The following is a 21,932-nucleotide window of genomic DNA, read 5'->3' on the forward strand; positions in this document are numbered from 1 at the left end:
ACGAAGGTAAGATTGTTTGAGACTTGCTAGACGGGCTTAGCCCGCTTGATTGCTTTGAGTGGGATTACGGTAATTCTCGATCAGCCGCACGAAGCCGCGGTTGGCGCGCTCCAGTGCGCCGGGGACGCGCAGGAAACGCGCATCGTGGTGCAAGGCCAGGATCAGCCCGTACATCTCGTAGACCAGTTGCTGCGGGTCGGTACCCGCCCGCAGCGCGCCGACGTCGATGCTTTGCTGCACGGCGCGCAGCAGCGCTCCCTGCCAGGCACGCACCATTGCCACCAGTGCTTCGCGGATTGGACCTGGACGGTCATCGTACTCCACTGCGCCACTGATATAGATGCAGCCCGACGCAATTTCTACCGAAACCCGCTTGACCCAGCGTGCAAACATGGACTCCAGACGCGGCAGGCCGCGCGGCTCCTTGACGCTGGGGAAGAAAACTTCCTGCTCGAAACGGTGGTGGTAGAGCTTGAGCACTTCCATCTGCAGGTCTTCGCGCGAACCGAAATGCGCGAAGACGCCCGATTTGCTCATGTTCATGCGGTCGGCAAGCAGGCCGATGGTCAGGCCTTCCAGACCGTTGCGGCTGGCCAACTCGAGCGCGACGTCGAGGATGGCTGCCCGCGTCTGCTCGCCCTTGCGCATGAATTTGGCTGAAGTGTTGATGACTGTCCCCTGGGTGAATCGAAAAATCCGAACGCTCGTACTATTATCTATCGGCGGGTGAATGTCAAACGGGAACTTAGAGGTGGGGTTCTATTGTGCGGGGGTGAGGATTTGTACGGCTGCGCGAACGGTCGTTGAACGCGTGGACGGCCGAGCCGTCCACCCTACCCCCTCCATTACACGTAGGGTGGACGGCTACACCGGACAGGTTGGCGCTCATGCGGCCGTTGCGCCGTCCACGCGTTCAACGGGCACATGATCATCCACGACTAATCAACTTGTGGTTGAACGCGTGGACGGCAAAGCCGCCTCTCGCGGCCCGGTCCACCCCTACTCCCCCGCACGCGTAATCGCCCTGCGATCCCGCTTGGTCGGCCGCCCCTTGATACTGCTGCCCGGTTCCGGGAACAACCTGCGCGCTTCGGAATCGTTCTCGCGCCGCGTGATGCTTTCCTGCGTCTCGCTATATAAAGTGCGCGCGATCGGCGCGCCGCCGCGCTTGTCGGAAATCCCGAGCACGGTCACTTCCCAACGGTCCGAGCCGTTGTCGATGAATATCTTGTCGTTCAGCTTCACGGCGCGGGCAGCCTTGACCGGCTCGCCGCCGATACGCACCCTGCCACGCTCCACCGCATCGGCCGCCAGCGAGCGCGTCTTGAAGAAGCGCGCGGCCCACAGCCATTTGTCGATGCGTACACTATCGTTTTCCATTGCTTGTCCTCTCCTGGTTCAAGCACCCCATATGCTGGCGAGGAGCGGTTTTTTCGACCCCTTCCGGCCAAATCAGGCGTAGCCGATGGCAAAAATCCGCATCGCAAATTTATAGGCCAGGTAAGCCGTCCCATACAGCGCCCGGCGCACCCAGCCAAAGCCGGCGAATTCCTCCAGGTGCACCGGCACCCCGTCCGCCACGCCACGCAGGATATGCGCCCGCACCGCACGCGCAAAGCCGGCGTCGCGCACCACGATGTTCGCTTCCTGGTTCACGAACAGCGACAGGCCGTCGCAATTGCTCGACCCCACCGTGGCCCAGTCGTCGTCGACCACGGCGATCTTCGCGTGGAGTTGCGTCTTGCGGTATTCCACCACCTTGATGCCGGCCGCCAGCAGCTTCGGATAGAAGGATCGCGCCACCGCATCCTGCATCTTGAATTCGCCCACGCCGATCAGCAGCGTGACCTCGACGCCGCGGGCGGCCGCATGTGCCAATGCCTCGCGGAACTTGCGCCCCGGTGCGAAATAGGGATTGGCCAGCAGCACGCATTTGCGCGCCTGGCCAATCGCCTGCAAATAGGCGCGCTGGATGGTGCGCCGGTTGCGCAGGTTGTCGCGTACCACGAAGGCGGCGCGCATCGGCTTTGCGCCCTCGGTCGGCGGCTGGCGCCGCATTTCGCGAAACAGGCCGATGCGGCGGATCAGCGGCAGGTGGCCGGCGCGCGCCCACTGGGCTTGCGCCTCTAAATGGATCTGCGCCAGCAGCGGCCCCTGCACCTGCACCGCGAAATCCCAGCGTGGCGCCGGCAAGGGGCGGTGCGGTTCGTAGTCGCACAGCATGTCATCGTTGATATTGATGCCGCCAATGAAAGCAATACTGCGATCGACCACCGTAATCTTGCGGTGGGTGCGCGTGACGCCGCGCTTGAACCAGGGATTGAACACGCGGTAATGCACGCCGGCCGCGGCAAAGGCTTCGGCGCGGCGGCAGCAGACGCGGTGGCCGGTGCCGAACCAGTCGACCAGCACCCGCACCTTGACTCCACGCTTGGCGGCCCGGATCAGGGCGTCCTCGATGCCGCGCGCGACGGCGTCCTCGGCAAAGATATAGGTTTCGAACAGGATGTCGTGGCGCGCGGCATCGATGGCGGCGATCATCGCCGGAAACAGCTGGAGGCCGGTTTCGAGCAGGGTGATGTCGTTGTTCGCTACATAGCTGACCGGGCGCATACGCTAGGCCAGCTGGAGTTCCGCGACGATCGGTGCGTGGTCCGAGAGTTTGGCCCAGATCGGGCCGGCCATGACTTGTGCGTTATCGACCTTGAAGCCGCGCACGTAGATGCGGTCGAGGCGGAACCAGGGCAGCGCGGCCGGGAAGGTACGCGCCGGCGCCAGGCGCGGCTGGCGCCCTGCCCAGCTGCGCACCATGTCGCCCAGGGCGGACTTCGGTCCCAGTTCGTCGAACACCTCGGCCACGCCGAGGGCATTGCGCAGGCGGTCGCTCAGGGTATTGCGCCAGTCGTTGAAGTCGCCGGCAATGATCACCGGTTCGCCATTCGACGATTGCTGCACTGCCTCGATCAATTGCACGGTCTGGCGCCCGCGCCCGCCTTCGAACAGGCCCAGGTGCACCACATAGCAGTGAATCCGCCCGGCCGGCGTTTCCAGCACACAGTGCAGGATGCCGCGCTGTTCATAGGCGTGGTCGGACACGTCGTGGTTATGGCTGTTTTCAATCGGGAAACAGCTGAGCAGGGCATTGCCATGGTGGCCGTGGTCGTAGACCGCGTTCATGCCGTAGGCCGAATGGTGGGATTCGCCGGCAAAGTATTCGTACTGCGCCGTTTCCGGCCAGATACGGTGCTCGCGCTTGTGGTTGGCATAGCGCGCCAGGTTGCGATCGTGCCTGCCCTGCACTTCTTGCAGGAAGACGATATCGGCGTGGAATTCAGCGATGGCTTTCTTCAGTGCCAATACCCGGGGGGTACTACGCAGCGAGGAAACACCCTTATGAATATTATAGGTAGCGACACGAATCTTCATGGGAACATTCTACCCCCATCAGTCCGTGACATTTTGGAACGACTTCCAATCGTGCGGCATGGCGCCGCGGTACTGCAAAAAACTTGTCTTGCTGGTGCGGGGTGAGCCCAGGGCTGCACCCCGCGATGCGATCAATCGAACACGGGAGCTGCTTCCCAATCGGTGCGCAGGGCAGCGTTGCGCGGTGCGGCCAGATGCTCCGCCTCGTCCAGAGGCACGGCAATCAGGCGCGGACCGCTCAGGCGCAAGCCGCACTCGAGGTCGATGTAAAAGCATTCATCGTCCACGCTCAGGGCTTTCACCTTTTCCTCGTGCTTCGGTTGGAATTGATCCATTCTTTCCTCCAGAATCCGTTGGTTGGACTATGTTGCAATTATTAAATTTCGCTGGATGCGAATTGCTGACAATATTCGACCGATTTCTGATTGTCAACCGCAGATTCTACTGTGCGCCAGTTCACATAACGAATTTCCTGTGGGAATTTTTCCTGTAGGAACTAATTTCGTTGAGCTAATAACAAAGTTTCTTTTCAATCATTTTTTGACGCAAGATGCATATTGCGGGGCGGATGACACAATTTGCGTTCACGTTTGACGATGACGAACGAACTTTCGCTGAGTAACGTTTACCAGAAGTTAAACAGAGGAATCGAAGTATTCTGACCAGCAAAAAAAATCGCCGGTCAACGCCCGTTTGGCTATCCAATTGCTGTTGTATTGACGCTTAGCGAAATAAATTTCTTGACTTGTTTCACAAGTAGTGCAGAAACGGCAAGACAGAAAAGGGCCGCGGCAATCGGGATTTCCGGCGCCAACCGGCGACCTCGTCATGAGAGAAAGATGCGATCAGCGTTCGCCGAGCACACAGCCGAGCAACTGACGTTCCAGTGCCGCGAACGCCGCACTGCCGCGCTCGCGCGGGCGCGGCAAGCTCACCGCGACGTCGTGCGCGATGCGGCCGCCATCGACTACCAGCACGCGGTCGGCCAGGGCCAGCGCTTCCTGCACGTCGTGGGTAACCAGCACGGCGGTAAAACCCTGGCGCAGCCACAGGCTTTCGATCAGGCGCTGCATCTCGATGCGGGTCAGCGCGTCGAGGGCGCCCAGCGGTTCGTCGAGCAGCAGCAGTTGCGGCGCATGCACCAGGGCGCGCGCCAGGGCCACGCGCTGGCGCTGGCCGCCGGACAGCACGGCCGGCCACTCCTGCGCCCGCTCGGCCAGGCCGACGGTGGCCAGGGCGTCGCGGGCGCGGCCGGCGCCATCCTTCAGACCCAGGGCGACATTGTCGAGCACGCTCTTCCAGGGCAGCAGGCGGGCTTCCTGGAACATCAGCCGGGTACCGCCCTCTCCCTGTCCTGCATTGGCGCCGGCATCGACCTGCAGGGCGCCGCCATCGCGCTGCTCGAGTCCGGCGATCAGGCGCAGCAGCGTGCTCTTGCCGCAGCCGCTGCGGCCGATCACGGCCACCGCTTCGCCGGGTGCGATGTGCAGGTCGATATTGTCCAGCACGGTGCGCTCGCCGTAGCGCTTGGTGAGTGCGCGCGCATGGACCTCGGCGCCGCGACTGCCGGATGCGGCCGTGGAGCCGACGCGACGGGTTTCTTCCTGGGTAATTTGCATAAGACCTCGTGATCGACAACGGTTAGCGGTAAGCCGGATTCCAGCGCAGGAAGCTGCGCTCCAGTGCCCGCGCCGCCAGGTCGGCCAGCTTGCCGAGCAGCGCGTACAGCAGAATGCCGACCAGCACCACGTCGGTCTGCAGGAACTCGCGCGCATTCATCGTCATGTAGCCGATGCCGGACTGCGCCGAGATTGTCTCGGCCACGATCAGCAGCACCCAGACCAGGCCCAGCGAAAAGCGCACGCCCACCAGGATCGAGGGCAAGGCGGCCGGCAGGATCACGTCGCGGTGCAGGGCCCAGCCGGACAAGCCATAGCTGCGCGCCATTTCGATCAGGCCCTGGTCCGCCGAGCGGATGCCGTGGAAGGTGTTCAGGTAGACCGGGAAGAATACGCCCACGGCCAGCAGGAACAGTTTCGCCGTCTCGTCGATGCCGAACCACAGGATCACCAGCGGGATCAGGGCCAGCGCCGGGATGTTACGGATCATCTGCAAGGTCGTGTCGAGCAAGGTCTCGGCGCGGCGCGAACTGCCGTTGAGCAGGCCCAGCAGCAGCCCGAGGCCGGCGCCGATGCCGAAGCCCAGCGCCGCGCGCCACAGACTGGTGCGCAGGTGCGACCACAGTTCGCCGGATTCGGCCAGCGACCAGAAGGCGGTGAGCACTTGCCAGGGTTCGGGCAGGATGCGACTCGAGAGCCAGCCGGCGTGGGCGGCCACTTGCCAGAAGGCCACCAGCGCCACAGGCAATCCCCAGGGCGCGAGCGCCGCCAGCACCTTGCTCTGGCGGCCGGCTGGCGTCCTGGCCGGCGCGCCGGCTGCCCTGCCTGGCGAGACCGAGGACACTGCGGCGCTCGTCCCCGCACCCGGCTTGCGCGCTACCGGCGTCGCGTGTGCAGGCGCCGCAGCTTCGGCGCTCCCGCTGTCGGACGCGCCCGCCGCGCTCGCCCGCAAGACCTCGAACGACGCCATTTACGCCGCCTTTTTCTTCGGCACGATGTCGCTGGCCATCATCTCGCCGAAGGGCCCGGTCAACGACTGTTCGCCGCCCTCTTTACCCTTGCCGAGCAGCGGGAACACCAGTTCGGCGAAGCGGTAGGACTCTTCCAGGTGCGGATAGCCCGACAGGATAAAGGTTTCGATGCCGAGGTCCTGGTACTCGCGCATGCGCGCCGCCACCGTTTCCGGGTCGCCCACCAGCGCGGTGCCGGCGCCGCCGCGCACCAGGCCGACGCCGGCCCACAAATTCGGTGAGACTTCCAGTTTATCGCGCCGGCCGCCGTGCAGGGCCGCCATGCGCTGCTGGCCGACCGAGTCCATCTTGGCAAACGCGGCTTGCGCCTTGGCGATGATGTCGTCATCCAGGTGGCTGATCAATTCATCGGCGGCGCGCCAGGCTTCTTCATTGGTCTCGCGCACGATCACGTGCAGGCGGATGCCGAACTTCACGGTGCGGCCACGCCTGGCGGCGCGGGTGCGGATGTCGGCCAGCTTCTCGGCCACCGCCGCCGGCGGCTCGCCCCAGGTGAGATACACGTCCATCTGCTCGGCCGCCAGTTCGTGCGCCGGCTCCGACGAGCCGCCGAAGTAGAGTGGCGGATGCGGCTTCTGGATCGGCGGATACAGGGTCTTGGCGCCCTTCACCTGGATATGCTTGCCTTCGAAATCGTAACCGGCCGCCCCACCCTCGCCGGCCAGGCTGGCGCGCCAGACGCGGATGAATTCGTCCGAGATTTCATAGCGCTTGGCGTGGTCGGCAAACAGGCCGTCGGCCTCCAGCTCGCCCTGGTCGCCGCCGGTGACCACGTTGATGAGCAAGCGGCCGTTCGACAGGCGGTCGAAAGTGGCCGCCTGGCGCACGGCCAGGCCCGGCGTCGACAGGCCGGGACGGATCGCGACCAGGAATTTCAGGCGTTTGGTGGCGCCGATCAGCGAAGCCGCCGAAATCCACGGGTCTTCGCAGGAGCGGCCGGTCGGTAGCAGCACGCCCTCGTAGCCGAGGGTATCGGCGGCAACGGCGATCTGGCGCAGGTAATCGGCATCGACCGTGCGCGCGCCTTTCGTCGTGCCGAGGTAGCGGCTGTCGCCGTGGGTGGGGAGGAACCAGAAGACGTTCGGAGAGGTGGACATGGTGTTTCCTTAGAGTGAAGAGACCAGCGCGTCTTTCACGACGATCGGTTTCGGAATCAGTTTCAGGGCGTGGAAGGCGTCGGCGATGCGCTGCTGTTCACGCACGACCTCCGCCGACATCGGCTTCACGCCATAGGCGTAGCGGCTGGCGGCCAGGTCGACCACGTTCTTCGGCAGGCCGGTCTGGCTTGACAAGATGGTCGACACTTCGCCGGGATTGGCCTTGCCCCATTCGTCGACCTTGGCGATCTCCTCGAGCAGGATGCGGTTCAGGTTCGCGTGCTGTTCGGCGAAGCTGCGCGCGGCGAGATAAAACTGGTGGTTCGACACCAGGTTGCGGCCATCGGCCAGCACGCGTGCGCCGAGCTGCTGTTCGGCGGCGGCCAGGAAGGGGTCCCAGATCACCCAGGCGTCGACGCTGCCGCGCTCGAAGGCGGCGCGCGCATCGGCCGGCGGCAGATAGATCGGCTGGATCGCGCTGTAGGGAATCCCGGCTTTTTCCAGGGCTCTCACCAGCAGGAAGTGCACGTTCGAGCCCTTGTTCAGGGCGATCTTCTTGCCGCGCAAATCGGCCAGCGTGCGCAGGGTTGAGGTCTTCGGCACCACGATGGCTTCGCTGCCCGGTGACGCCGGCTCATGGCCCACGTACACCAGGCGCGCACCGGCGGCCTGGGCAAAGATCGGCGGCGCCTCGCCCACGGTGCCGAAATCGATGCTGCCGACGTTCAAGCCTTCGAGCAGTACGGGGCCGGCCGGGAACTCGGTCCATTTCACCGCGATCTTTTGCGGGGCCAAACGCGCTTCCAGCGTGCCGCGCCCTTTCAGCAGGGTCAGGGTGCCGTACTTCTGGTAACCGATGCGGATTTCCTTCGGCGCCTGGGCGATGGCGGGAAGGTGCAGGCCGGCGGCGATGCCGGTGGCGCCGGCGGCGAGCAGGCCGAGGGCGCGGCGGCGCGCTGGCCGCAGGGTGGAGTCAGGATGCATGGGAACTTTCCGGGATGAGAAGTCAGGCGGGGACGGCTTGCAGGTCCTTGGCGGCAACGGCTTCGGTGGCCGGGCGCGGCGCCACCAGGCGCAGCTCCGAGACCAGCTGTTCGACGCCTTGCGCCACACGCACCGCGATCGGCGCGGCCAGCGTCAAGCCGCCCTCGGCGCCGCGGCCCAGCTGGTCGGAGGTCGCATAGATGCTGGGCAGGATGAAGCGCGCCGACATCGACGCCAGCACCGGGCGCAGCGCGTAATCGAGCGCCAGCATGTGCGACTGGCTGCCGCCGGTGGCCAGCGGCAGCACCAGCTTGCCGGCCAGGCCATCTTGCGGCAGCAGGTCGAGGAAGGCTTTCAGCAGGCCGCTGTAGGCTGCCTTGTAGACCGGCGTGGCGACGACGATGGCGTCGGCCTGGCGCACCCCGGCCAGGGCACGGGCAACCGAGGCTTCGTCGGTGTCGAGCGAAAGCAGTGCGCTGGCGGACAAATCGCGCACTTCGATGCGGCTCACACGCTGGCCATGCAGGGCCAGGCGCTCGCCGATGTGCTGCAACAGGCGCGAAGACGAAGAGTGCGGCGCGGGGCTGCCGCCAAGCAGGATGACGCTCATGGTGTGTCCATTCATATAAGGATGAACACAGACTAGGGCCGCACGGCTTGCATGAAAACTAATCATTTCGCACATCCTTATGCGCCTGCCGTTTTAAGGTTTTGCGCATATCGATGACCAAATTTCTTCGTTCACGCGGCCGCAAACCCGGTGCAATACTGGTTGCCACATTCTCATCAAGGCAAGCACGATGTCTTCCACCGTCTCCCCTTTGCGCGCTGCGGAACCCGCGTCTGCAACGACTTCCTTCCCCGATCCGCTGGCCCTGGCCGAGCGCCTGGCCGAGCAATTCGCCGCCACCGCCGTCGAGCGCGACGAGGCTGGTGGCCACGCGGCGCACGAGCGTGAACTGATCCGCGAAAGCGGCCTGCTGACGCTGTCGATTCCGCGCGAATTCGGCGGCCAGGGCGCGCGCTGGGAAACGGTGCAGGCCGTGATCCGCACGCTGGCGCGGGCCGACAGCGCGTTGGCCCACCTGTTCGGCTTCCATCACCTGCAGCTGGCCGGCATCCGCCTGTACGGCACGCATGTCCAGCAGCGCAACCTACTTACCGCCACCGTCGAACAGCGCCTGTTCTGGGGCAATGCCCTGAACCCGCTCGACAGGCGCACCCGTGCCCAGGCCATCCCCGGCGGCTTCATGCTCGACGGGATCAAGAGTTTTTCCTCGGGCTCGATGGGCTCGGACTGGCTTACGCTCTCGGCCTGGGACGAGGCCGCGAACGCGCCGCTGATCGCGGTGCTGCCGACGGCGCAGCCGGGCATCCGCGTGGAAGCCGATTGGGATGCCTTCGGCCAGCGCCAGACCGATAGCGGCAATGTCCATTTCGACAAAGTCTATTTGCCGGCCGCGCTGGTGTTGCAGGCGCCGGGCCAGGCGCCTACCGCGCAATCGACGCTGCGCTCGCAGGTGGCCCAGCTGATCATGACCAATTTGTACCTCGGCATTGCCATCGGCGCCTTCGAGGCCGCGCGCGACTACACGCTGGAACAGGCGCGTCCCTGGTTTGCGTCCGGCGTATCAGACGCCAGCCACGACCCGTTCACCCAGCACCGCTACGGCGACTACTGGCTCAAGCTGCGCCCGGCCAACGTGCTGGCCGACGGGGCCGCGCGCCTGCTCGACGCCGCCTTCGACAAGGGCGCGGACGTCACGGCCCAGGAGCGCGGCGAGGTGGCGGTGGCCGTGGCCGAAGCGAAGGTGCTGTCGCACCGCGCCGCCATCGACATTTCCAGCGGTATGTTCGAGCTGCTCGGCGCACGCTCGACCTCAGGCCGCTTCGGCTTCGACCGCTACTGGCGCAACGCCCGCGTGCACACCCTGCACGACCCGATCGACTACAAGCTGCGCGACCTGGGGCGCTATGCGCTCGAAGGCCGCCTGCCCGAGCCGACCGCCTATTCGTGAACCGAGCCTGATACCGCCATGAGCACCGTTCCGACTCCCGACACGCCACAGGTGGCGATCCGCCTGGTGGACATCGCCAGGACCTTCGCCACGCCCGATGGCGGCCGCTTCGAGGCGATCCGCGGCGTCTCGCTCGACATCCTCGATGGCGAGATCTTCGGTATCGTGGGAAAAAGCGGCGCCGGCAAGTCGACCCTGCTGCGCATGATCAACCTGCTCGAACGCCCCGAGCGCGGCAGCGTAACGGTGGCCGGCGAAGAACTGACCCGCCTCGGCAAGCGCGACTTGCGCAAGGCGCGCCAGCACATCGGCATGATCTTCCAGGGTTTTAATTTGCTGCAGAACGCCACCGTGTTCGAGAACGTGGCCTTTCCGCTGCGCCTGCACGACTCCCTGAACGCGCCGCGCCTGAAGGCGCGCGTGGCCGAATGCCTGGAGCTGGTTGGGCTGGCGGACAAGAGCACCAGCTATCCGGCCCAGCTCTCGGGCGGGCAGAAGCAGCGGGTAGCCATCGCGCGCGCCCTGGCCAGCCACCCGGCGGTGCTGCTGTGCGACGAGCCGACCTCTGCTCTCGACCCCGAAACCACGCGCGCCCTGCTCGACACGCTACGCAGCATCAATGCCCAACTGGGCGTGACCGTCGTCATCGTCAGCCACGAGCTGCAGGTGCTGGGCACCCTCTGCGACCGCGTCGCCGTCATCGAACACGGCGTGGTTGCGGAGCAGTTCGCGCTCGCCGACCACAGCGTCCCGCGCCAGACCGCGCTGGGGCGCGAACTTGCCTACTACGGCACCGAGGCCTTTGCCGCCGCTGCCTGGGGAGATGCCCATGCCTGAAGCTATCGTCGCCGTCCTGCCCGAACTCTGGACCGCCTTCCTGCAGACCGCCCTGATGCTCGGCATCGGCGTTACGGCGGCGGTGCTGCTGGGCGGCCCGCTCGGGGTGCTGCTGTTCATGGTATCCGATGGCCAGGCCCTGCAACACCGGCGCCTGGCGCTGGTGCTGGGCTGGTTCGTGAACACGGTGCGCTCCTTCCCTTTCATCATTTTGATGGTGGCGCTGGTGCCCTTCACGCGGGTGCTAGCCGGTACTTCGATCGGGCCGCTGGCCGCCTCGGTGCCACTGTCGATCGCGGCCATTCCCTACTTTGCGCGCCTGGTCGAGCAGAATTTGCGCGACGTGCCGCGCGGCGTGATCGAGGCGGCGCAGGCGATGGGCGCGTCGGAACTGCAGATCGTCTTGCGCGTGCTGCTGCCCGAGGCGCGCGCCGCCCTGGTGCTCTCGCTCACGGTCCTGTCCATCAGCTTCCTGTCGTATTCGGCGGTGGCGGGCGTGGTGGGCGGCGGCGGCATCGGCGACCTGGCGATCCGCTACGGCTATTACCGATTCGAGACCGACGTGATGATCTTCACGGTGACGATCCTGATCGTGCTGGTGCAGCTGATCCAGCTGACCGGCGCCCGCACCGCGCGCCGCCTCGACAAACGCTGATCCCTACTCTTCCAATAAAAAGGACTACCATGCGCTTCCATCGCCGCACCCTGCTTGCCGCTTCCCTGTCATTGCTCGTCGCTGGCGCCGCCCACGCCAAGGACCCGAAGGAACTGGTGATCGGCACCAGCGCCGGCCCCTACGCCGACCAGGTCCGCTTCGGCATCAAGCCGATCCTGGAAAAGCAGGGCTACAAGGTCAAGCTGGTCGAGTTCAACGACTACATCCAGCCGAACTTCGCGCTGGCCGAAGGCGCGCTCGACGCCAACATCTTCCAGCACATCATCTACCTGACCCGCTTCGCCGAGCAGCACAAGCTGGCGCTGTCGGAACTGATCAAGATTCCGACAGCGCCGATCGCCATCTACAGCCACAAGCACAAGTCGCTGAACGAGGTGAAGTCCGGCACCACGGTGGCGCTGCCGAACGACCCGACCAACCAGGCGCGCGCCCTGGTGATGCTGGACCAGATCGGCTGGGTCAAGCTGAAGCCCGGCATCGATCCGATCAAGGCGTCGGAAAAGGACATCGCCCAGAACCTCAAGGGCATCAAGCTGCTGCCGCTGGAAGCCGCGCAATTGCCGCGTTCCCTGCAGGACGCCGACTACGCCTTCGTGAACGGGAACTTCGCCCTGGCCTCGGGCCTGAAGCTGAAGGACGCCCTGCGCACCGAGAAGATCTCGCCGAGCTACGCCAACCTGGTAGCGGTGCGCACGGCCGACAAGGACAAGCAGTTTGCAAAGGATATCGCCGCGGCCTACCGCTCGCGCGAATTCCTGGAGGTGACCAACCAGCGGTTCGCCGACTACGCCAAGACCGATTACCAGCTGGCCCTGGAGAAGAGCGCGAAATGAGCGACGTGACGCCGCATGCGTTGAAGCCGGTGCGCTTCAACGCCTTCCAGATGAATACGCCCAGCCACCAGTCGCCAGGGCTGTGGCGCCATCCGCGTAACGACAGCGCGGGCTACGCCAGCGCCGGCTACTGGGTCGAGCTGGCGCAGCTGCTGGAAACGGGCGGTTTCGATGCGATCTTCCTGGCCGACGTGCTGGGCGCCTACGACGTCTACGGCGGCAAGCTCGACGCCGCCCTGAAGCACGGCGTGCAGCTGCCGCTGAACGACCCGCTGGCGCTGGTGCCGCTGATCGCCCACGCCACCACGCGGCTGGGCATCGGCGTGACGGCGGCCGTCACCTACGAACATCCGTACACCTTTGCGCGGCGCATGTCGACGCTGGACCACCTGAGTGGCGGGCGGGTCGGCTGGAACATCGTCACCGGCTACCTGGACAGCGCGGCGCGCAACCTGGGCCAGGCGCGCCAGCTCGGCCACGACGCGCGCTACGATCTGGCCGACGAATACCTGGATGTCGTCTACAAGCTCTGGGAAAAGAGCTGGGACGAGGATGCCGTGCTGCGCGACCGCGAACGTGGCGTCTACACCGACCCGGCGCGCGTGCACCCGATCAATCACCAAGGCCAGTATTACACGGTGCCGGGCATCCACCTGTGCGAACCCTCGCCGCAGCGCACGCCCTTCCTGTACCAGGCCGGCGCCTCGAAGCGCGGGCTGGAATTCGCCGCGCGCCATGCCGAAGCGACGTTCGTCAGCGGGCCGACGAAGGGCATCGTGCAGCGTTATGTGGACAGTGCGCGCGCCGCCGTGCAGGCCGCAGGCCGCGATCCGGCCGCTCTACGCGTGTATGCCCAGGCGCTGGTGATCGTTGGCGCCACCGAAGCCGAGGCCCGGGCGCGATTGCGCGAGTACGAAGAACACATCGACATCGAAGCTTCGCTGACGCTTTTGTCGGGCTGGACCGGCGTCGATTTCTCGCGCTATGGCCTGGATGACACGGTCGAATACATCGACACCGAAGCCGGCCGCTCGGCGCTGGCCTCGCTCAGCGTGGCCGATCCGTCGCGCCGCTGGACGGTGCGCGAAGCGGCGCGCTTCATCGGCCTGGGCGGGCGCGGGCCGGTGCTCGTCGGCGACGCGGCGCAGGTGGCCGACCAGCTGATCGACTGGCTCGACGCGACCGGCATCGACGGCTTCAATCTTGCCTTTGCCCTGCCCTACGAGGACATGCAGGGCGTGGTGGAGCTGGTGGTGCCGGAACTGAAACGGCGCGGCCGCTATCGGCAGGACAAAGAGAGCGCGACTCTGCGCGAGCAACTGCTTGGCGCCGGTCCGCGCCTGGCTCTCGACCATCCCGGCCGCCAGATCCGCATTGAACCGCCCACCGACACCGCGCTGCGCTCCGCAGCCTGAACCACGAAAGAAGAAGAACATGAAACGACGAAGCCTGCTCCAGCTTGCCGCCAGCGGCGCTGCCCTCTCCGCCCTGCCCCTGGCCAGCCGCGCCGCCAATCTGGAAGAACTGCGCCTGGACTATGCCTATTACTCGCCTACCAGCCTGGTGCTGCGCCACTTCGGCTGGCTGGAAGATGCCTTCAAGGCCGACGGTACACGTGTGAAATGGGTGCTCAGCGCCGGCAGCAACCGCGCCCTCGAATACCTGAACGCGAACAGCATCGACATCGGCTCCAGCGCCGGCCTGGCCGCCCTGCTGGCCAAGGCCAACGGCAATCCGATCAAGACGCCCTACATCTATTCGCGCCCGGAATGGACGGCGCTGGTGGTGCCGAAGCATTCGCCTATCCGCACCCTGGCCGATTTGAAGGGCAAGAAAGTGGCGGCCACCAAGGGCACCGACCCATATCTCTTCCTGCTGCGCTCCCTGCAAAGCGTGGGCCTGCGCCGCAGCGACATCGAACACGTCGCCCTGCAGCACGCCGATGGACGCGCGGCGCTGGAACAGGGTCGCGTCGATGCCTGGGCCGGGCTCGACCCGCACATGGCGGCGGCCGAACTGGAAGGCGGCGCGCGCCTGCTGTACCGGAACGTGTCGTTCAATACCTACGGCTTCCTGAACGTGCGCGAAGAGTTCCTGGCCAGGTATCCGCAGCAGACCGCACGCGTGATCGCGGCGTATGAAAAGGCGCGCCTCTGGACCCGCGCCAATCCAAGCGAAGCGGCGAAGATCCTCGCAAGCGAGGCGAAAGTCTCGCTGCCGGTGGCCCTGCTGCAGGTGAAGCTGCGCAGCGACTTTAGTAATCCGCAGCCGTCGAACGAGCACCTGAAGGCGCTGCAACTGGCCGCTCCCATCCTGCGCGAAGAATCGCTGGTAAAGCCCGGCACCGACCTGAACGCAGCCATTGCCGGCCTGATCGACACCCGCTTCGCGCAGCAGCTGATTGCACGCGCTTGAACCCATGAAGCCGCAATCGACGAACCTACCCCTGCCCTTGCCCCTGCCAGCGTCCGCGCCGGCGCCGCGCAAACCCTGGCGCTTGCCGCTTGGCCTGCTGCTGCCCCTGCTGGCCGTGGCAGCGTTGGAGTTCGGCGTGCGCAGCAGCCTGGTGCCGGCCAACCTGATGCCGGCGCCAAGCGAGATCGCCACCACCCTGGCCTGGCTGGCGCAGAACGGCTTGCCTGGCCACCTGGCCAGCAGCTGCCTGCGCGTGGCGGCCGGTTTTGCCATCGGCGCCAGCCTGGCCCTGGTGCTGGGCGCGGCGGTGGCGCTGAACCCGCGCACCGAACGCCTGCTCGACCCCAGCTTCCAGGCCCTGCGGGCGATTCCTTCGCTGGCCTGGGTGCCGCTGCTGCTGCTCTGGTTCGGCATCGACGAAACGCCGAAGCTGATCCTGATCGCCATCGGCGCCTTCTTCCCGGTCTACATGGGCGCGGTGTCGGGCATTCGCGGCGTCGACCGCAAGCTGCTCGAAGTGGGCCAGCTGTACCGCCTGTCGCCGCTGGCCCTGGCGCGCCGTGTGCTGTTGCCGGCGGCGCTGCCGGCCGTACTCACGGGCCTGCGCAATGGCCTGAGCCTGGCGTGGATGTTCATGGTGGCGGCCGAACTGATCGCGGCCAGCCAGGGCCTGGGCTACCTGCTGTCGGACGGACGCGAATCGAGCCGCGCCGACATCATGCTGGCGGCCATCGTGCTGCTGGCCTTGCTGGGTAAGGTCAGCGACACGGCCATGGGTGCGCTCGAAGCGCGCCTGCTGTCCTGGCGCGACAGCTATGCGAACCGGGGCGCGCGATGACGGCCCTGCTGGAACTGGCTGTCGACGAGAAGCGCTATGGCACGCGCACGGTACTGCGCGGTTTTCATCTGCGATTGGCGCCAGGCGAAGTGGTGAGCCTGATCGGCGCCAGCGGCTGCGGCAAGAGCAGCCTGCTGTCGATTGCCGCTGGCCTCGATGGCCAGTACCGCGGCAGCGTGCGCCTGCGCGGCGGCGCGATACGCGGCACCCATGCCGAGATCGGCCTGATCTTCCAGGAACCGCGCTTGTTCCCCTGGCTGACGGTGGAACAGAACATCGTGTTCGGTGCGACGGATGCGCCGGATGCCGGCCGCGTGGCGGCGCTGCTCGAAGAAGTGGGATTGAGCGGCTTCGGCAAGTCACTACCGAAACAGCTCTCCGGCGGCCAGGCCCAGCGCGTGGCGATTGCGCGCGGACTCTACACCCGGCCGCGCGTGCTGCTGCTGGACGAACCGTTTTCGGCCGTGGATGCATTCACCCGCATGCGCCTGCAGGACCTGCTGGCGCGCGTGGCCGAGCAGCACCGCCTGAGCGTGCTGCTGGTGACGCACGATATCGACGAAGCGCTGTACCTGAGCGACCGCATCGTGCTGATGGACGGCGTGCCCGGCCCGGCGCGCGCCGAGTTCGAGATCGATCACGCACGGCCGCGCGAACGCGCCGTGCTGGCTACGTCCACCCTGAAGCCGGCCATCCTGGAAAGTCTGCACGCGGTGCACGCGATCTGAGGCCGGTCTTCCCGAGCCTGCACGCCGTTCACGCCACCTGGCCGCCAGCCACAGCCCAAGGCGCCCGGGGAGGCTAGAGGCGGCCGGCGCCAGCGTCAAGCGCCGCGCATCTGCGCCTGCGTGACGTTGCTGCCCGGCGCCACGCTTTGCGTGAGCCAGACATTGCCGCCAATGGTCGAGCCCGCGCCCACCGTGATACGGCCGAGGATAGTGGCGCCGGCATAAATGACGACGTCGTCCTCGACGATCGGATGGCGCGGCGCCCCTTTCACCAGCGCCCCGCTGTCGTCGGTCGGGAAGCGGCGCGCACCGAGGGTCACGGCCTGGTACAGGCGCACGTGGCGGCCGATGATGGCCGTTTCCCCAATCACCACCCCGGTGCCGTGGTCGATGAAGAAGCTCGGGCCGATCTGGGCGGCCGGGTGGATGTCGATGCCGGTGAGCGTGTGCGCGATATCGGCGCCCAGGCGCGCCAGGAAAGGCACGCCGAGGCGGTGCAGGCAGTGCGCCAGGCGGTGGTAGAGCACGGCGATGGTGCCGGGATAGCACAGCATGATCTCGGCCACGGAACTGGCGGCCGGGTCGCCGGCCAGCGCCGCCTGCACGTCGGACACGAGCAATGCGCGGATATCCGGCAGGCTGGCGGCAAAGGTGCGGGTGATGGCGCGCGCCTGCTCGGCCAGCTCGGCCTCGCTCAATTCCTCGGATTCCGGACTGAAGCGCAGCGCGCGGCGCACCTGCTCGACCAGGCGGTCGAGCGCCACGTTCAGCGTGTCGCCGACGAAGTAGTCGATGCTTTCGTCGTTCAGGTCTGGGCGGCCGTAATGAGTGGGAAACAGCGCTGCCGAGATGCCTTCGATCACCTGCTTCAGGACCTCGCGCGACGGCAGCTCGCGCACCCGGCCCTGGTGGCGGATGTTATGGGTGTTCTCGCGCGAATTGCGCAGCGCCTCGATGATGGGGCCGAGCTGCCAGTGGTTGGCGCCGGCCGGGGGGAAGTGATTGTCGTTCATGCATCCAGCCTACTCCAACATGCCCGCCGCACGAACGATTTTAATTACACTTCTTTATTCCAGAACAATGCCATCGCGCCTTCTTGAGGGTAGGAAATTTCTCTAACGCAGCGACATCCGCGGTGATTTTTCTATCCGCGGTCATTCTTCATATGAAAAGCGATACGGCTCCTTCGTCAGCATCAAGGCCGGCGCCGCCTTGCCCGCTTCCACCAGCACGATGTCGGTCGGCACCGCATCCTCCGGCGCGCTGGCCGGGGTCGCCTTGATCACGCGCCGCCCGCTCGACGGCAGCAGCCTGGCCGGAATCGGCACCGCCGTGCGCCCGGCCAGCGACACCAGCCAGCCGGGCCTTCCGTCCCGGACCGGATAGCGCGGGTGAATCACCTGCATGTCGATCCGTCCGTTCACGCCCAACAGGATCGGATAGCTGCCATCTTCATTGCGCAGGACAATTGGCCCCTGGGATGGATAGGTGGCCAACAGCGGCGCATACAGCGGGTTGTCGTCGGCCGGATCGGGATGGGCGATGAAGTCGACCTGCTCGACGTGCAGCGACGGCAGGCCGCTCATCCGGCGCAAGTGTTCTCCCATCAGGATCGTCTTCGGTTCGGCTTCGGGCGACTTGTGATGGTGGGAATAGCCAACCAGGACCAGCACCTTGGCATCCTTATCCTTGGCAAAGATACGATCGACCAAATTTCGCGCCTGCATCTCTTCGCGCAGACGCAGTTGCTCGGCCGGCGTCCGGACGCGGATATCCTCGAACTCGTAGGGAACGAGCGTCCAGCCATCGGCCAGCGCGGCGTTGACGAACCCGGCGAACACCGGCTCGCTCGTGTAATAACCTGTGTCGCGGGCGACATAGCGCTTTTCGTTTGCCGCCTGGGCGCCAAGGGCGTTGAAGGTCTCGCAGGCCAGGTAGGTGTAGCCGATCTTCCTCAGCTCGGCGGCCAGGCGCTGGGCGAAGGCCCGGTGCAGGGGCACATGGTGGGCCTCGTTGATGAGCACGATCCGTTTGGTGCGTGCCTCGCGTACGATCGCCGCAATCGCCTCTTCCGCCGCGGCATGTTCCAGCAGCGCCATCTGGCGCACGATGGCGGGTGAATGGCGCGGCTGGCGCCGCCGCAAGACATCGAAGGCCGCCATTGCCCCATCGGTATCGCCGACGAAGGAACGCGCCGTGCCAAGCATCTGCAGCTGGCTGCCATGTTGCAGCACCAGCTTGTCCAGGGCGGGGTCGCTGCCGTTCGGCACACCGCCCCCACCGAAAACGGCAGCCGGTAGCGGCGCGGTCGCCGCTTCCGCCGTTTTCAGGCGCTCCATATAGGTTTCCGGCAGGCGCGTCTGGGCGACAGCATGTGGAACGAAGAGACAAGCAAGCGTAGCGAGGACGACAGCACGTATCTGCATCGGAAACCCTTCTGCTTCAGTTGGCAAAATGTTTCCAAACAGTATAACCTTGCTGCCGGCAAAAGTTGACTAGCTGATATGACAGGGCAAGCGCTTACAGATTGACACTTTTCTTACAGCGAGCGCGATACCGGCAGCCGGCTTTTGCTGACACACTATAGACGTACTTACAGCGCAGACCACCATCACGCTGGCATCGTTCCACCACTGAACCCCTGGAGTAGAAAAATGCGATTCAACCAAAACATCCAACGCATCGCCCTCGTGCTGGCACTGACCGCCGCATCCTCTTCCGCCTTTGCCCAGAGCGCCGAGTACCGCCGCGGCTACGACGACGGTTATGCCGCCGGCCAGCGCGATGCGCGTGACGGTGGCCGCGGCGGCCGTGACCGCCTGATTATCGAGGAGGCAATCTATGGCGTGCGCGGCGCCATGTGCGATGCCCGCCGTGCGGTGCGCCAGGAAGCCGAGCGCAACGGTGGCGTGGTTGTCGCCGGCAACCACCTGTGCGGCGATCCACGGCGCAACACCGAAAAACGCCTGACCATCACCTACCGCTGCGGCAACGACCGTCCTACCCAGATTTCCGCACGCGAAAACGATACGCTGCGCCTGAGCTGCTGGCGCTAAACCAGCAAGCGCCGTCAGGGCTGCTTGAAGTGCCGGGGCAATTGCAGCACCGCCTCGGCATTCGACGACGAAAAGCAGCGGTCGGCCGCTTCCAGTAGCGGCAGCCACGCATACTGCACATGCTCGCGCGGACTGAGCGTGATGGCGATGTCGCGCGGCACGCAGACCGAAAACACGTGCTCGGTGTTATGCGTCACCCCTGGCGCGTAGCGGTGGCGCCAGGTCGGGTAGATCTCATAAATATTTGACAATCCCCAATCCAACAGGCGGATTGTATCCCCATCGGCAACAATCCCCGTTTCCTCGAACAGCTCGCGCGTAGCCGTCTGCAGCAGCGGTTCGTCGAGCGCATCGAGCGAGCCCGTTACCGATTGCCAGAAACCGGGCCGGTCGGCGCGTTCGATCAACAGCACTTCCAGGTCAACCGTATGGATGACAACCAGGACCGACTCGGGAATCTTGTGCACGCTCGAACACTCCGTGAAACGCATAAAAAAGGCCGGAACCCATGACAGGTTCCGGCCTCTATTCTACCCAGCCATACGGCCGGGCGTGATTAACCGACCTTCGGTTCGTTACGCAGGCGGATATGCAGTTCTTTCAGCTGCTTCTCGTCCACTTCCGACGGTGCATTGGTCAGCAGATCCTGCGCGCGCTGGGTTTTCGGGAAGGCGATCACGTCGCGGATCGATTCCGAGCCGGTCATCAGCGTGATCAGGCGGTCCAGGCCGAAGGCCAGGCCACCGTGCGGCGGCGCGCCGTATTGCAGGGCGTCGAGCAGGAAGCCGAACTTCAGCTGCGCTTCTTCGGCGTCGATCTTCAGGGCGCGGAAGACCTTGCTCTGGACTTCTTCGCGGTGGATACGGATCGAACCGCCGCCCAGTTCCCAGCCGTTCAGGACCATGTCGTAGGCCTTGGCAACGCAGGCGCCCGGGTTGGTCTCGAGCATGTCTTCGTGGCCATCCTTCGGTGCGGTGAACGGGTGGTGGGTGGCGTTCCAGCGGTCGCCGTCTTCGTCGTATTCGAACATCGGGAAGTCGATCACCCACAGCGGCGCCCAGACGTCGTCGAACAGGCCGGCTTTCTTGCCGAATTCCGAGTGGCCGATCTTTACGCGCAGCGCGCCGATGGCGTCGTTCACGACTTTCGCCTTGTCGGCGCCGAAGAAGATCAGGTCGCCGTCTTCGGCGCCCGTCAGTTCCAGGATCTGGGCGAGGACCTCGTCCGAGATGTTCTTGACGATCGGCGACTGCAGGCCGTCACGGCCTTTCGCCTTTTCGTTGACCTTGATGTAGGCCAGGCCCTTGGCGCCGTAGATGGCGACGAACTGGGTGTACGCGTCGATTTCCGAACGCGGCATCGACGCGCCCTGTGGCACGCGCATGCCGACCACGCGACCACCGGCCATGTTGGCGGCGCTGTTGAACACCTTGAACTCGACCGACTTCATCAGCTCGGTCAGTTCGGTGAACTGCAGCTTGACGCGCATGTCCGGCTTGTCCGAACCGTAGGAGCCCATGGCGGTGGCGAAGTCCATCACCGGGAACGGGTTCGGCAGGTCGATGCCGGCGGCGTTCTTGAAGACGACGCGCATCATATCTTCGAACAAATCACGGATTTCCTGTTCGGTCAGGAACGAGGTTTCGCAGTCGATCTGGGTGAATTCCGGCTGGCGGTCGGCGCGCAGGTCTTCGTCGCGGAAGCACTTGGTGATCTGGTAGTAACGGTCGAAGTTGGCGACCATCAGCAGCTGCTTGAACAGCTGCGGCGATTGCGGCAGCGCGAAGAAGTTGCCTGGGTTCACGCGCGACGGCACCAGGTAGTCGCGGGCGCCTTCCGGGGTCGACTTGGTCAGCATCGGGGTTTCGATGTCGATGAAGCCCAGGTTGTCGAGGTACTTGCGCACTTCCATCGACACTTTGTAACGCAGGCGCAGGTTGTGCTGCATCTGGTTGCGGCGCAGGTCCAGAACGCGGTGCGTCAGGCGGGTCGTTTCCGACAGGTTGTCGTCGTCCAGCTGGAACGGCACCGGCACCGACGCGTTCAGCACTTCGAGTTGCGAGGTGTTGATTTCGACCTTGCCCGACTTCAGGTTGGCGTTGGCGGTACCTTCCAGGCGGTTCACGACGGTGCCGGTGATGCGCAGGCAGTACTCGTTACGCACGTGCTCGGCGGCCTTGAACACATCCGCATTGTCCGGATGGCAGACGACCTGCACCAGGCCTTCGCGGTCGCGCAGGTCGATGAAGATGACGCCACCGTGGTCGCGGCGGCGATGCACCCAGCCGCACAGGCTGACGGTTTGGCCCAGCAGTTCTTCGGTGACGAGGCCGCAGTAGTTGGTACGCATGGAGGACATATTTTTCTCTATTCC

The 21,932-nt window shown here is 65.3% G+C and carries 23 protein-coding genes; 9 read left to right on the plus strand and 14 right to left on the minus strand.

What is annotated here, in order from left to right:
- Positions 1-36: 36 nt before the first annotated feature.
- From ACWYRN_RS05715 to ssuE, 10 genes are all read right to left on the minus strand, one after another.
- Positions 37-648, minus strand: a complete 612-nt coding sequence (locus ACWYRN_RS05715) for a TetR/AcrR family transcriptional regulator (RefSeq protein WP_488691545.1) — start codon at positions 646-648, stop codon at positions 37-39.
- Positions 649-999: 351 nt separating this feature from the next.
- Positions 1,000-1,380, minus strand: coding sequence for an RNA-binding S4 domain-containing protein (locus ACWYRN_RS05720; RefSeq protein ID WP_488691546.1), 381 nt, complete (start codon positions 1,378-1,380; stop codon positions 1,000-1,002).
- Positions 1,381-1,452: 72 nt separating this feature from the next.
- Complete coding sequence (gene clsB, locus ACWYRN_RS05725; protein ID WP_488691547.1) at positions 1,453-2,613, minus strand: cardiolipin synthase ClsB; 1,161 nt, start codon at positions 2,611-2,613, stop codon at positions 1,453-1,455.
- A 3-nt stretch (positions 2,614-2,616) separates the two neighbouring features.
- Positions 2,617-3,426, minus strand: a complete 810-nt coding sequence (locus tag ACWYRN_RS05730; protein ID WP_488691548.1) for an endonuclease/exonuclease/phosphatase family protein — start codon at positions 3,424-3,426, stop codon at positions 2,617-2,619.
- Positions 3,427-3,557: 131 nt separating this feature from the next.
- Positions 3,558-3,761, minus strand: coding sequence for a hypothetical protein (locus tag ACWYRN_RS05735; RefSeq protein WP_229437633.1), 204 nt, complete (start codon positions 3,759-3,761; stop codon positions 3,558-3,560).
- A gap of 510 nt (positions 3,762-4,271) precedes the next feature.
- Positions 4,272-5,045 (minus strand): ATP-binding cassette domain-containing protein, encoded by a 774-nt coding sequence (locus tag ACWYRN_RS05740; protein WP_488691549.1) that lies wholly within the window; start codon positions 5,043-5,045, stop codon positions 4,272-4,274.
- A gap of 22 nt (positions 5,046-5,067) precedes the next feature.
- The gene (gene ssuC, locus ACWYRN_RS05745) at positions 5,068-5,889 is read right to left on the minus strand and encodes an aliphatic sulfonate ABC transporter permease SsuC (protein ID WP_488692779.1); all 822 of its coding nucleotides are present in this window, start codon (positions 5,887-5,889) and stop codon (positions 5,068-5,070) included.
- Positions 5,890-6,015: 126 nt separating this feature from the next.
- Positions 6,016-7,173 carry an FMNH2-dependent alkanesulfonate monooxygenase gene (ssuD, locus tag ACWYRN_RS05750; RefSeq protein ID WP_488691550.1) on the minus strand — a complete coding sequence of 386 codons (1,158 nt, stop codon included), beginning with the start codon at positions 7,171-7,173 and terminating at the stop codon, positions 6,016-6,018.
- A gap of 9 nt (positions 7,174-7,182) precedes the next feature.
- Complete coding sequence (locus tag ACWYRN_RS05755; protein WP_488691551.1) at positions 7,183-8,157, minus strand: sulfonate ABC transporter substrate-binding protein; 975 nt, start codon at positions 8,155-8,157, stop codon at positions 7,183-7,185.
- 22 nt (positions 8,158-8,179) lie between these two features.
- Positions 8,180-8,767 (minus strand): NADPH-dependent FMN reductase, encoded by a 588-nt coding sequence (gene ssuE / locus ACWYRN_RS05760; protein WP_488691552.1) that lies wholly within the window; start codon positions 8,765-8,767, stop codon positions 8,180-8,182.
- Between the two features lie 190 nt (positions 8,768-8,957).
- Between ssuE and ACWYRN_RS05765 the strand changes: the two genes are divergently transcribed.
- The 8 genes from ACWYRN_RS05765 to ACWYRN_RS05800 are packed head-to-tail and all read left to right on the plus strand — an operon-like array spanning position 8,958 to position 16,502.
- Positions 8,958-10,175 carry an acyl-CoA dehydrogenase family protein gene (locus ACWYRN_RS05765; protein WP_488691553.1) on the plus strand — a complete coding sequence of 406 codons (1,218 nt, stop codon included), beginning with the start codon at positions 8,958-8,960 and terminating at the stop codon, positions 10,173-10,175.
- Between the two features lie 18 nt (positions 10,176-10,193).
- Entirely contained in the window at positions 10,194-11,012 is an 819-nt protein-coding gene (locus ACWYRN_RS05770) for a methionine ABC transporter ATP-binding protein (protein WP_488691554.1), read from the plus strand.
- Positions 11,005-11,667, plus strand: coding sequence for a methionine ABC transporter permease (locus ACWYRN_RS05775; RefSeq protein WP_488691555.1), 663 nt, complete (start codon positions 11,005-11,007; stop codon positions 11,665-11,667). Before ACWYRN_RS05770 ends, ACWYRN_RS05775 begins: the two co-directional genes overlap by 8 nt.
- Positions 11,668-11,696: 29 nt before the next feature.
- A complete protein-coding gene (locus tag ACWYRN_RS05780; RefSeq protein WP_488691556.1) occupies positions 11,697-12,521 on the plus strand; it encodes a MetQ/NlpA family ABC transporter substrate-binding protein in 825 nt (274 codons plus the stop codon).
- A complete protein-coding gene (locus ACWYRN_RS05785; protein ID WP_488691557.1) occupies positions 12,518-13,936 on the plus strand; it encodes an LLM class flavin-dependent oxidoreductase in 1,419 nt (472 codons plus the stop codon). Before ACWYRN_RS05780 ends, ACWYRN_RS05785 begins: the two co-directional genes overlap by 4 nt.
- Before the next feature lie 19 nt (positions 13,937-13,955).
- A complete protein-coding gene (locus ACWYRN_RS05790; RefSeq protein WP_488691558.1) occupies positions 13,956-14,936 on the plus strand; it encodes an aliphatic sulfonate ABC transporter substrate-binding protein in 981 nt (326 codons plus the stop codon).
- A gap of 4 nt (positions 14,937-14,940) precedes the next feature.
- Positions 14,941-15,774 (plus strand): ABC transporter permease, encoded by an 834-nt coding sequence (locus ACWYRN_RS05795; RefSeq protein WP_488691559.1) that lies wholly within the window; start codon positions 14,941-14,943, stop codon positions 15,772-15,774.
- Positions 15,771-16,502, plus strand: a complete 732-nt coding sequence (locus ACWYRN_RS05800; RefSeq protein WP_488691560.1) for an ABC transporter ATP-binding protein — start codon at positions 15,771-15,773, stop codon at positions 16,500-16,502. The genes ACWYRN_RS05795 and ACWYRN_RS05800 overlap by 4 nt, the downstream gene beginning before the upstream one ends.
- A gap of 95 nt (positions 16,503-16,597) precedes the next feature.
- On the opposite strand, the gene epsC is transcribed toward ACWYRN_RS05800, so the two are convergent.
- Positions 16,598-17,515, minus strand: coding sequence for a serine O-acetyltransferase EpsC (gene epsC, locus ACWYRN_RS05805; RefSeq protein ID WP_229437647.1), 918 nt, complete (start codon positions 17,513-17,515; stop codon positions 16,598-16,600).
- A 141-nt stretch (positions 17,516-17,656) separates the two neighbouring features.
- A complete protein-coding gene (locus ACWYRN_RS05810; protein ID WP_488691561.1) occupies positions 17,657-18,841 on the minus strand; it encodes a hypothetical protein in 1,185 nt (394 codons plus the stop codon).
- Positions 18,842-19,156: 315 nt separating this feature from the next.
- On the opposite strand from ACWYRN_RS05810, the gene ACWYRN_RS05815 reads away from it, so the two are divergent.
- The gene (locus ACWYRN_RS05815) at positions 19,157-19,558 is read left to right on the plus strand and encodes a DnaJ-like protein C-terminal domain-containing protein (protein ID WP_488691562.1); all 402 of its coding nucleotides are present in this window, start codon (positions 19,157-19,159) and stop codon (positions 19,556-19,558) included.
- Between the two features lie 14 nt (positions 19,559-19,572).
- Here the strand turns inward: ACWYRN_RS05815 and nudB are convergent, their stop codons facing one another.
- Both nudB and aspS read right to left on the minus strand, forming a co-directional pair.
- Complete coding sequence (nudB, locus tag ACWYRN_RS05820; RefSeq protein WP_488691563.1) at positions 19,573-20,025, minus strand: dihydroneopterin triphosphate diphosphatase; 453 nt, start codon at positions 20,023-20,025, stop codon at positions 19,573-19,575.
- A gap of 89 nt (positions 20,026-20,114) precedes the next feature.
- Positions 20,115-21,917, minus strand: a complete 1,803-nt coding sequence (aspS, locus tag ACWYRN_RS05825) for an aspartate--tRNA ligase (RefSeq protein WP_488691564.1) — start codon at positions 21,915-21,917, stop codon at positions 20,115-20,117.
- Positions 21,918-21,932 lie beyond the last annotated feature (15 nt).

The sequence above is a fragment of the Massilia sp. BAP21 genome, assembly GCF_057801335.1.

What these genes read in the sequence shown, in the direction of transcription:
- ACWYRN_RS05715 (WP_488691545.1), bottom strand. Translation starts at nt 648, where the DNA reads ATGCGCAAGGGCGAGCAGACGCGGGCAGCCATCCTCGACGTCGCGCTC.
- ACWYRN_RS05720 (WP_488691546.1), bottom strand. Translation starts at nt 1,380, where the DNA reads ATGGAAAACGATAGTGTACGCATCGACAAATGGCTGTGGGCCGCGCGC.
- clsB (WP_488691547.1), bottom strand. Translation starts at nt 2,613, where the DNA reads ATGCGCCCGGTCAGCTATGTAGCGAACAACGACATCACCCTGCTCGAA.
- ACWYRN_RS05730 (WP_488691548.1), bottom strand. Translation starts at nt 3,426, where the DNA reads ATGAAGATTCGTGTCGCTACCTATAATATTCATAAGGGTGTTTCCTCG.
- ACWYRN_RS05735 (WP_229437633.1), bottom strand. Translation starts at nt 3,761, where the DNA reads ATGGATCAATTCCAACCGAAGCACGAGGAAAAGGTGAAAGCCCTGAGC.
- ACWYRN_RS05740 (WP_488691549.1), bottom strand. Translation starts at nt 5,045, where the DNA reads ATGCAAATTACCCAGGAAGAAACCCGTCGCGTCGGCTCCACGGCCGCA.
- ssuD (WP_488691550.1), bottom strand. Translation starts at nt 7,173, where the DNA reads ATGTCCACCTCTCCGAACGTCTTCTGGTTCCTCCCCACCCACGGCGAC.
- ACWYRN_RS05755 (WP_488691551.1), bottom strand. Translation starts at nt 8,157, where the DNA reads ATGCATCCTGACTCCACCCTGCGGCCAGCGCGCCGCCGCGCCCTCGGC.
- ssuE (WP_488691552.1), bottom strand. Translation starts at nt 8,767, where the DNA reads ATGAGCGTCATCCTGCTTGGCGGCAGCCCCGCGCCGCACTCTTCGTCT.
- ACWYRN_RS05765 (WP_488691553.1), top strand. Translation starts at nt 8,958, where the DNA reads ATGTCTTCCACCGTCTCCCCTTTGCGCGCTGCGGAACCCGCGTCTGCA.
- ACWYRN_RS05770 (WP_488691554.1), top strand. Translation starts at nt 10,194, where the DNA reads ATGAGCACCGTTCCGACTCCCGACACGCCACAGGTGGCGATCCGCCTG.
- ACWYRN_RS05775 (WP_488691555.1), top strand. Translation starts at nt 11,005, where the DNA reads ATGCCTGAAGCTATCGTCGCCGTCCTGCCCGAACTCTGGACCGCCTTC.
- ACWYRN_RS05780 (WP_488691556.1), top strand. Translation starts at nt 11,697, where the DNA reads ATGCGCTTCCATCGCCGCACCCTGCTTGCCGCTTCCCTGTCATTGCTC.
- ACWYRN_RS05785 (WP_488691557.1), top strand. Translation starts at nt 12,518, where the DNA reads ATGAGCGACGTGACGCCGCATGCGTTGAAGCCGGTGCGCTTCAACGCC.
- ACWYRN_RS05790 (WP_488691558.1), top strand. Translation starts at nt 13,956, where the DNA reads ATGAAACGACGAAGCCTGCTCCAGCTTGCCGCCAGCGGCGCTGCCCTC.
- ACWYRN_RS05795 (WP_488691559.1), top strand. Translation starts at nt 14,941, where the DNA reads ATGAAGCCGCAATCGACGAACCTACCCCTGCCCTTGCCCCTGCCAGCG.
- ACWYRN_RS05800 (WP_488691560.1), top strand. Translation starts at nt 15,771, where the DNA reads ATGACGGCCCTGCTGGAACTGGCTGTCGACGAGAAGCGCTATGGCACG.
- epsC (WP_229437647.1), bottom strand. Translation starts at nt 17,515, where the DNA reads ATGAACGACAATCACTTCCCCCCGGCCGGCGCCAACCACTGGCAGCTC.
- ACWYRN_RS05810 (WP_488691561.1), bottom strand. Translation starts at nt 18,841, where the DNA reads ATGGAGCGCCTGAAAACGGCGGAAGCGGCGACCGCGCCGCTACCGGCT.
- ACWYRN_RS05815 (WP_488691562.1), top strand. Translation starts at nt 19,157, where the DNA reads ATGCGATTCAACCAAAACATCCAACGCATCGCCCTCGTGCTGGCACTG.
- aspS (WP_488691564.1), bottom strand. Translation starts at nt 21,917, where the DNA reads ATGTCCTCCATGCGTACCAACTACTGCGGCCTCGTCACCGAAGAACTG.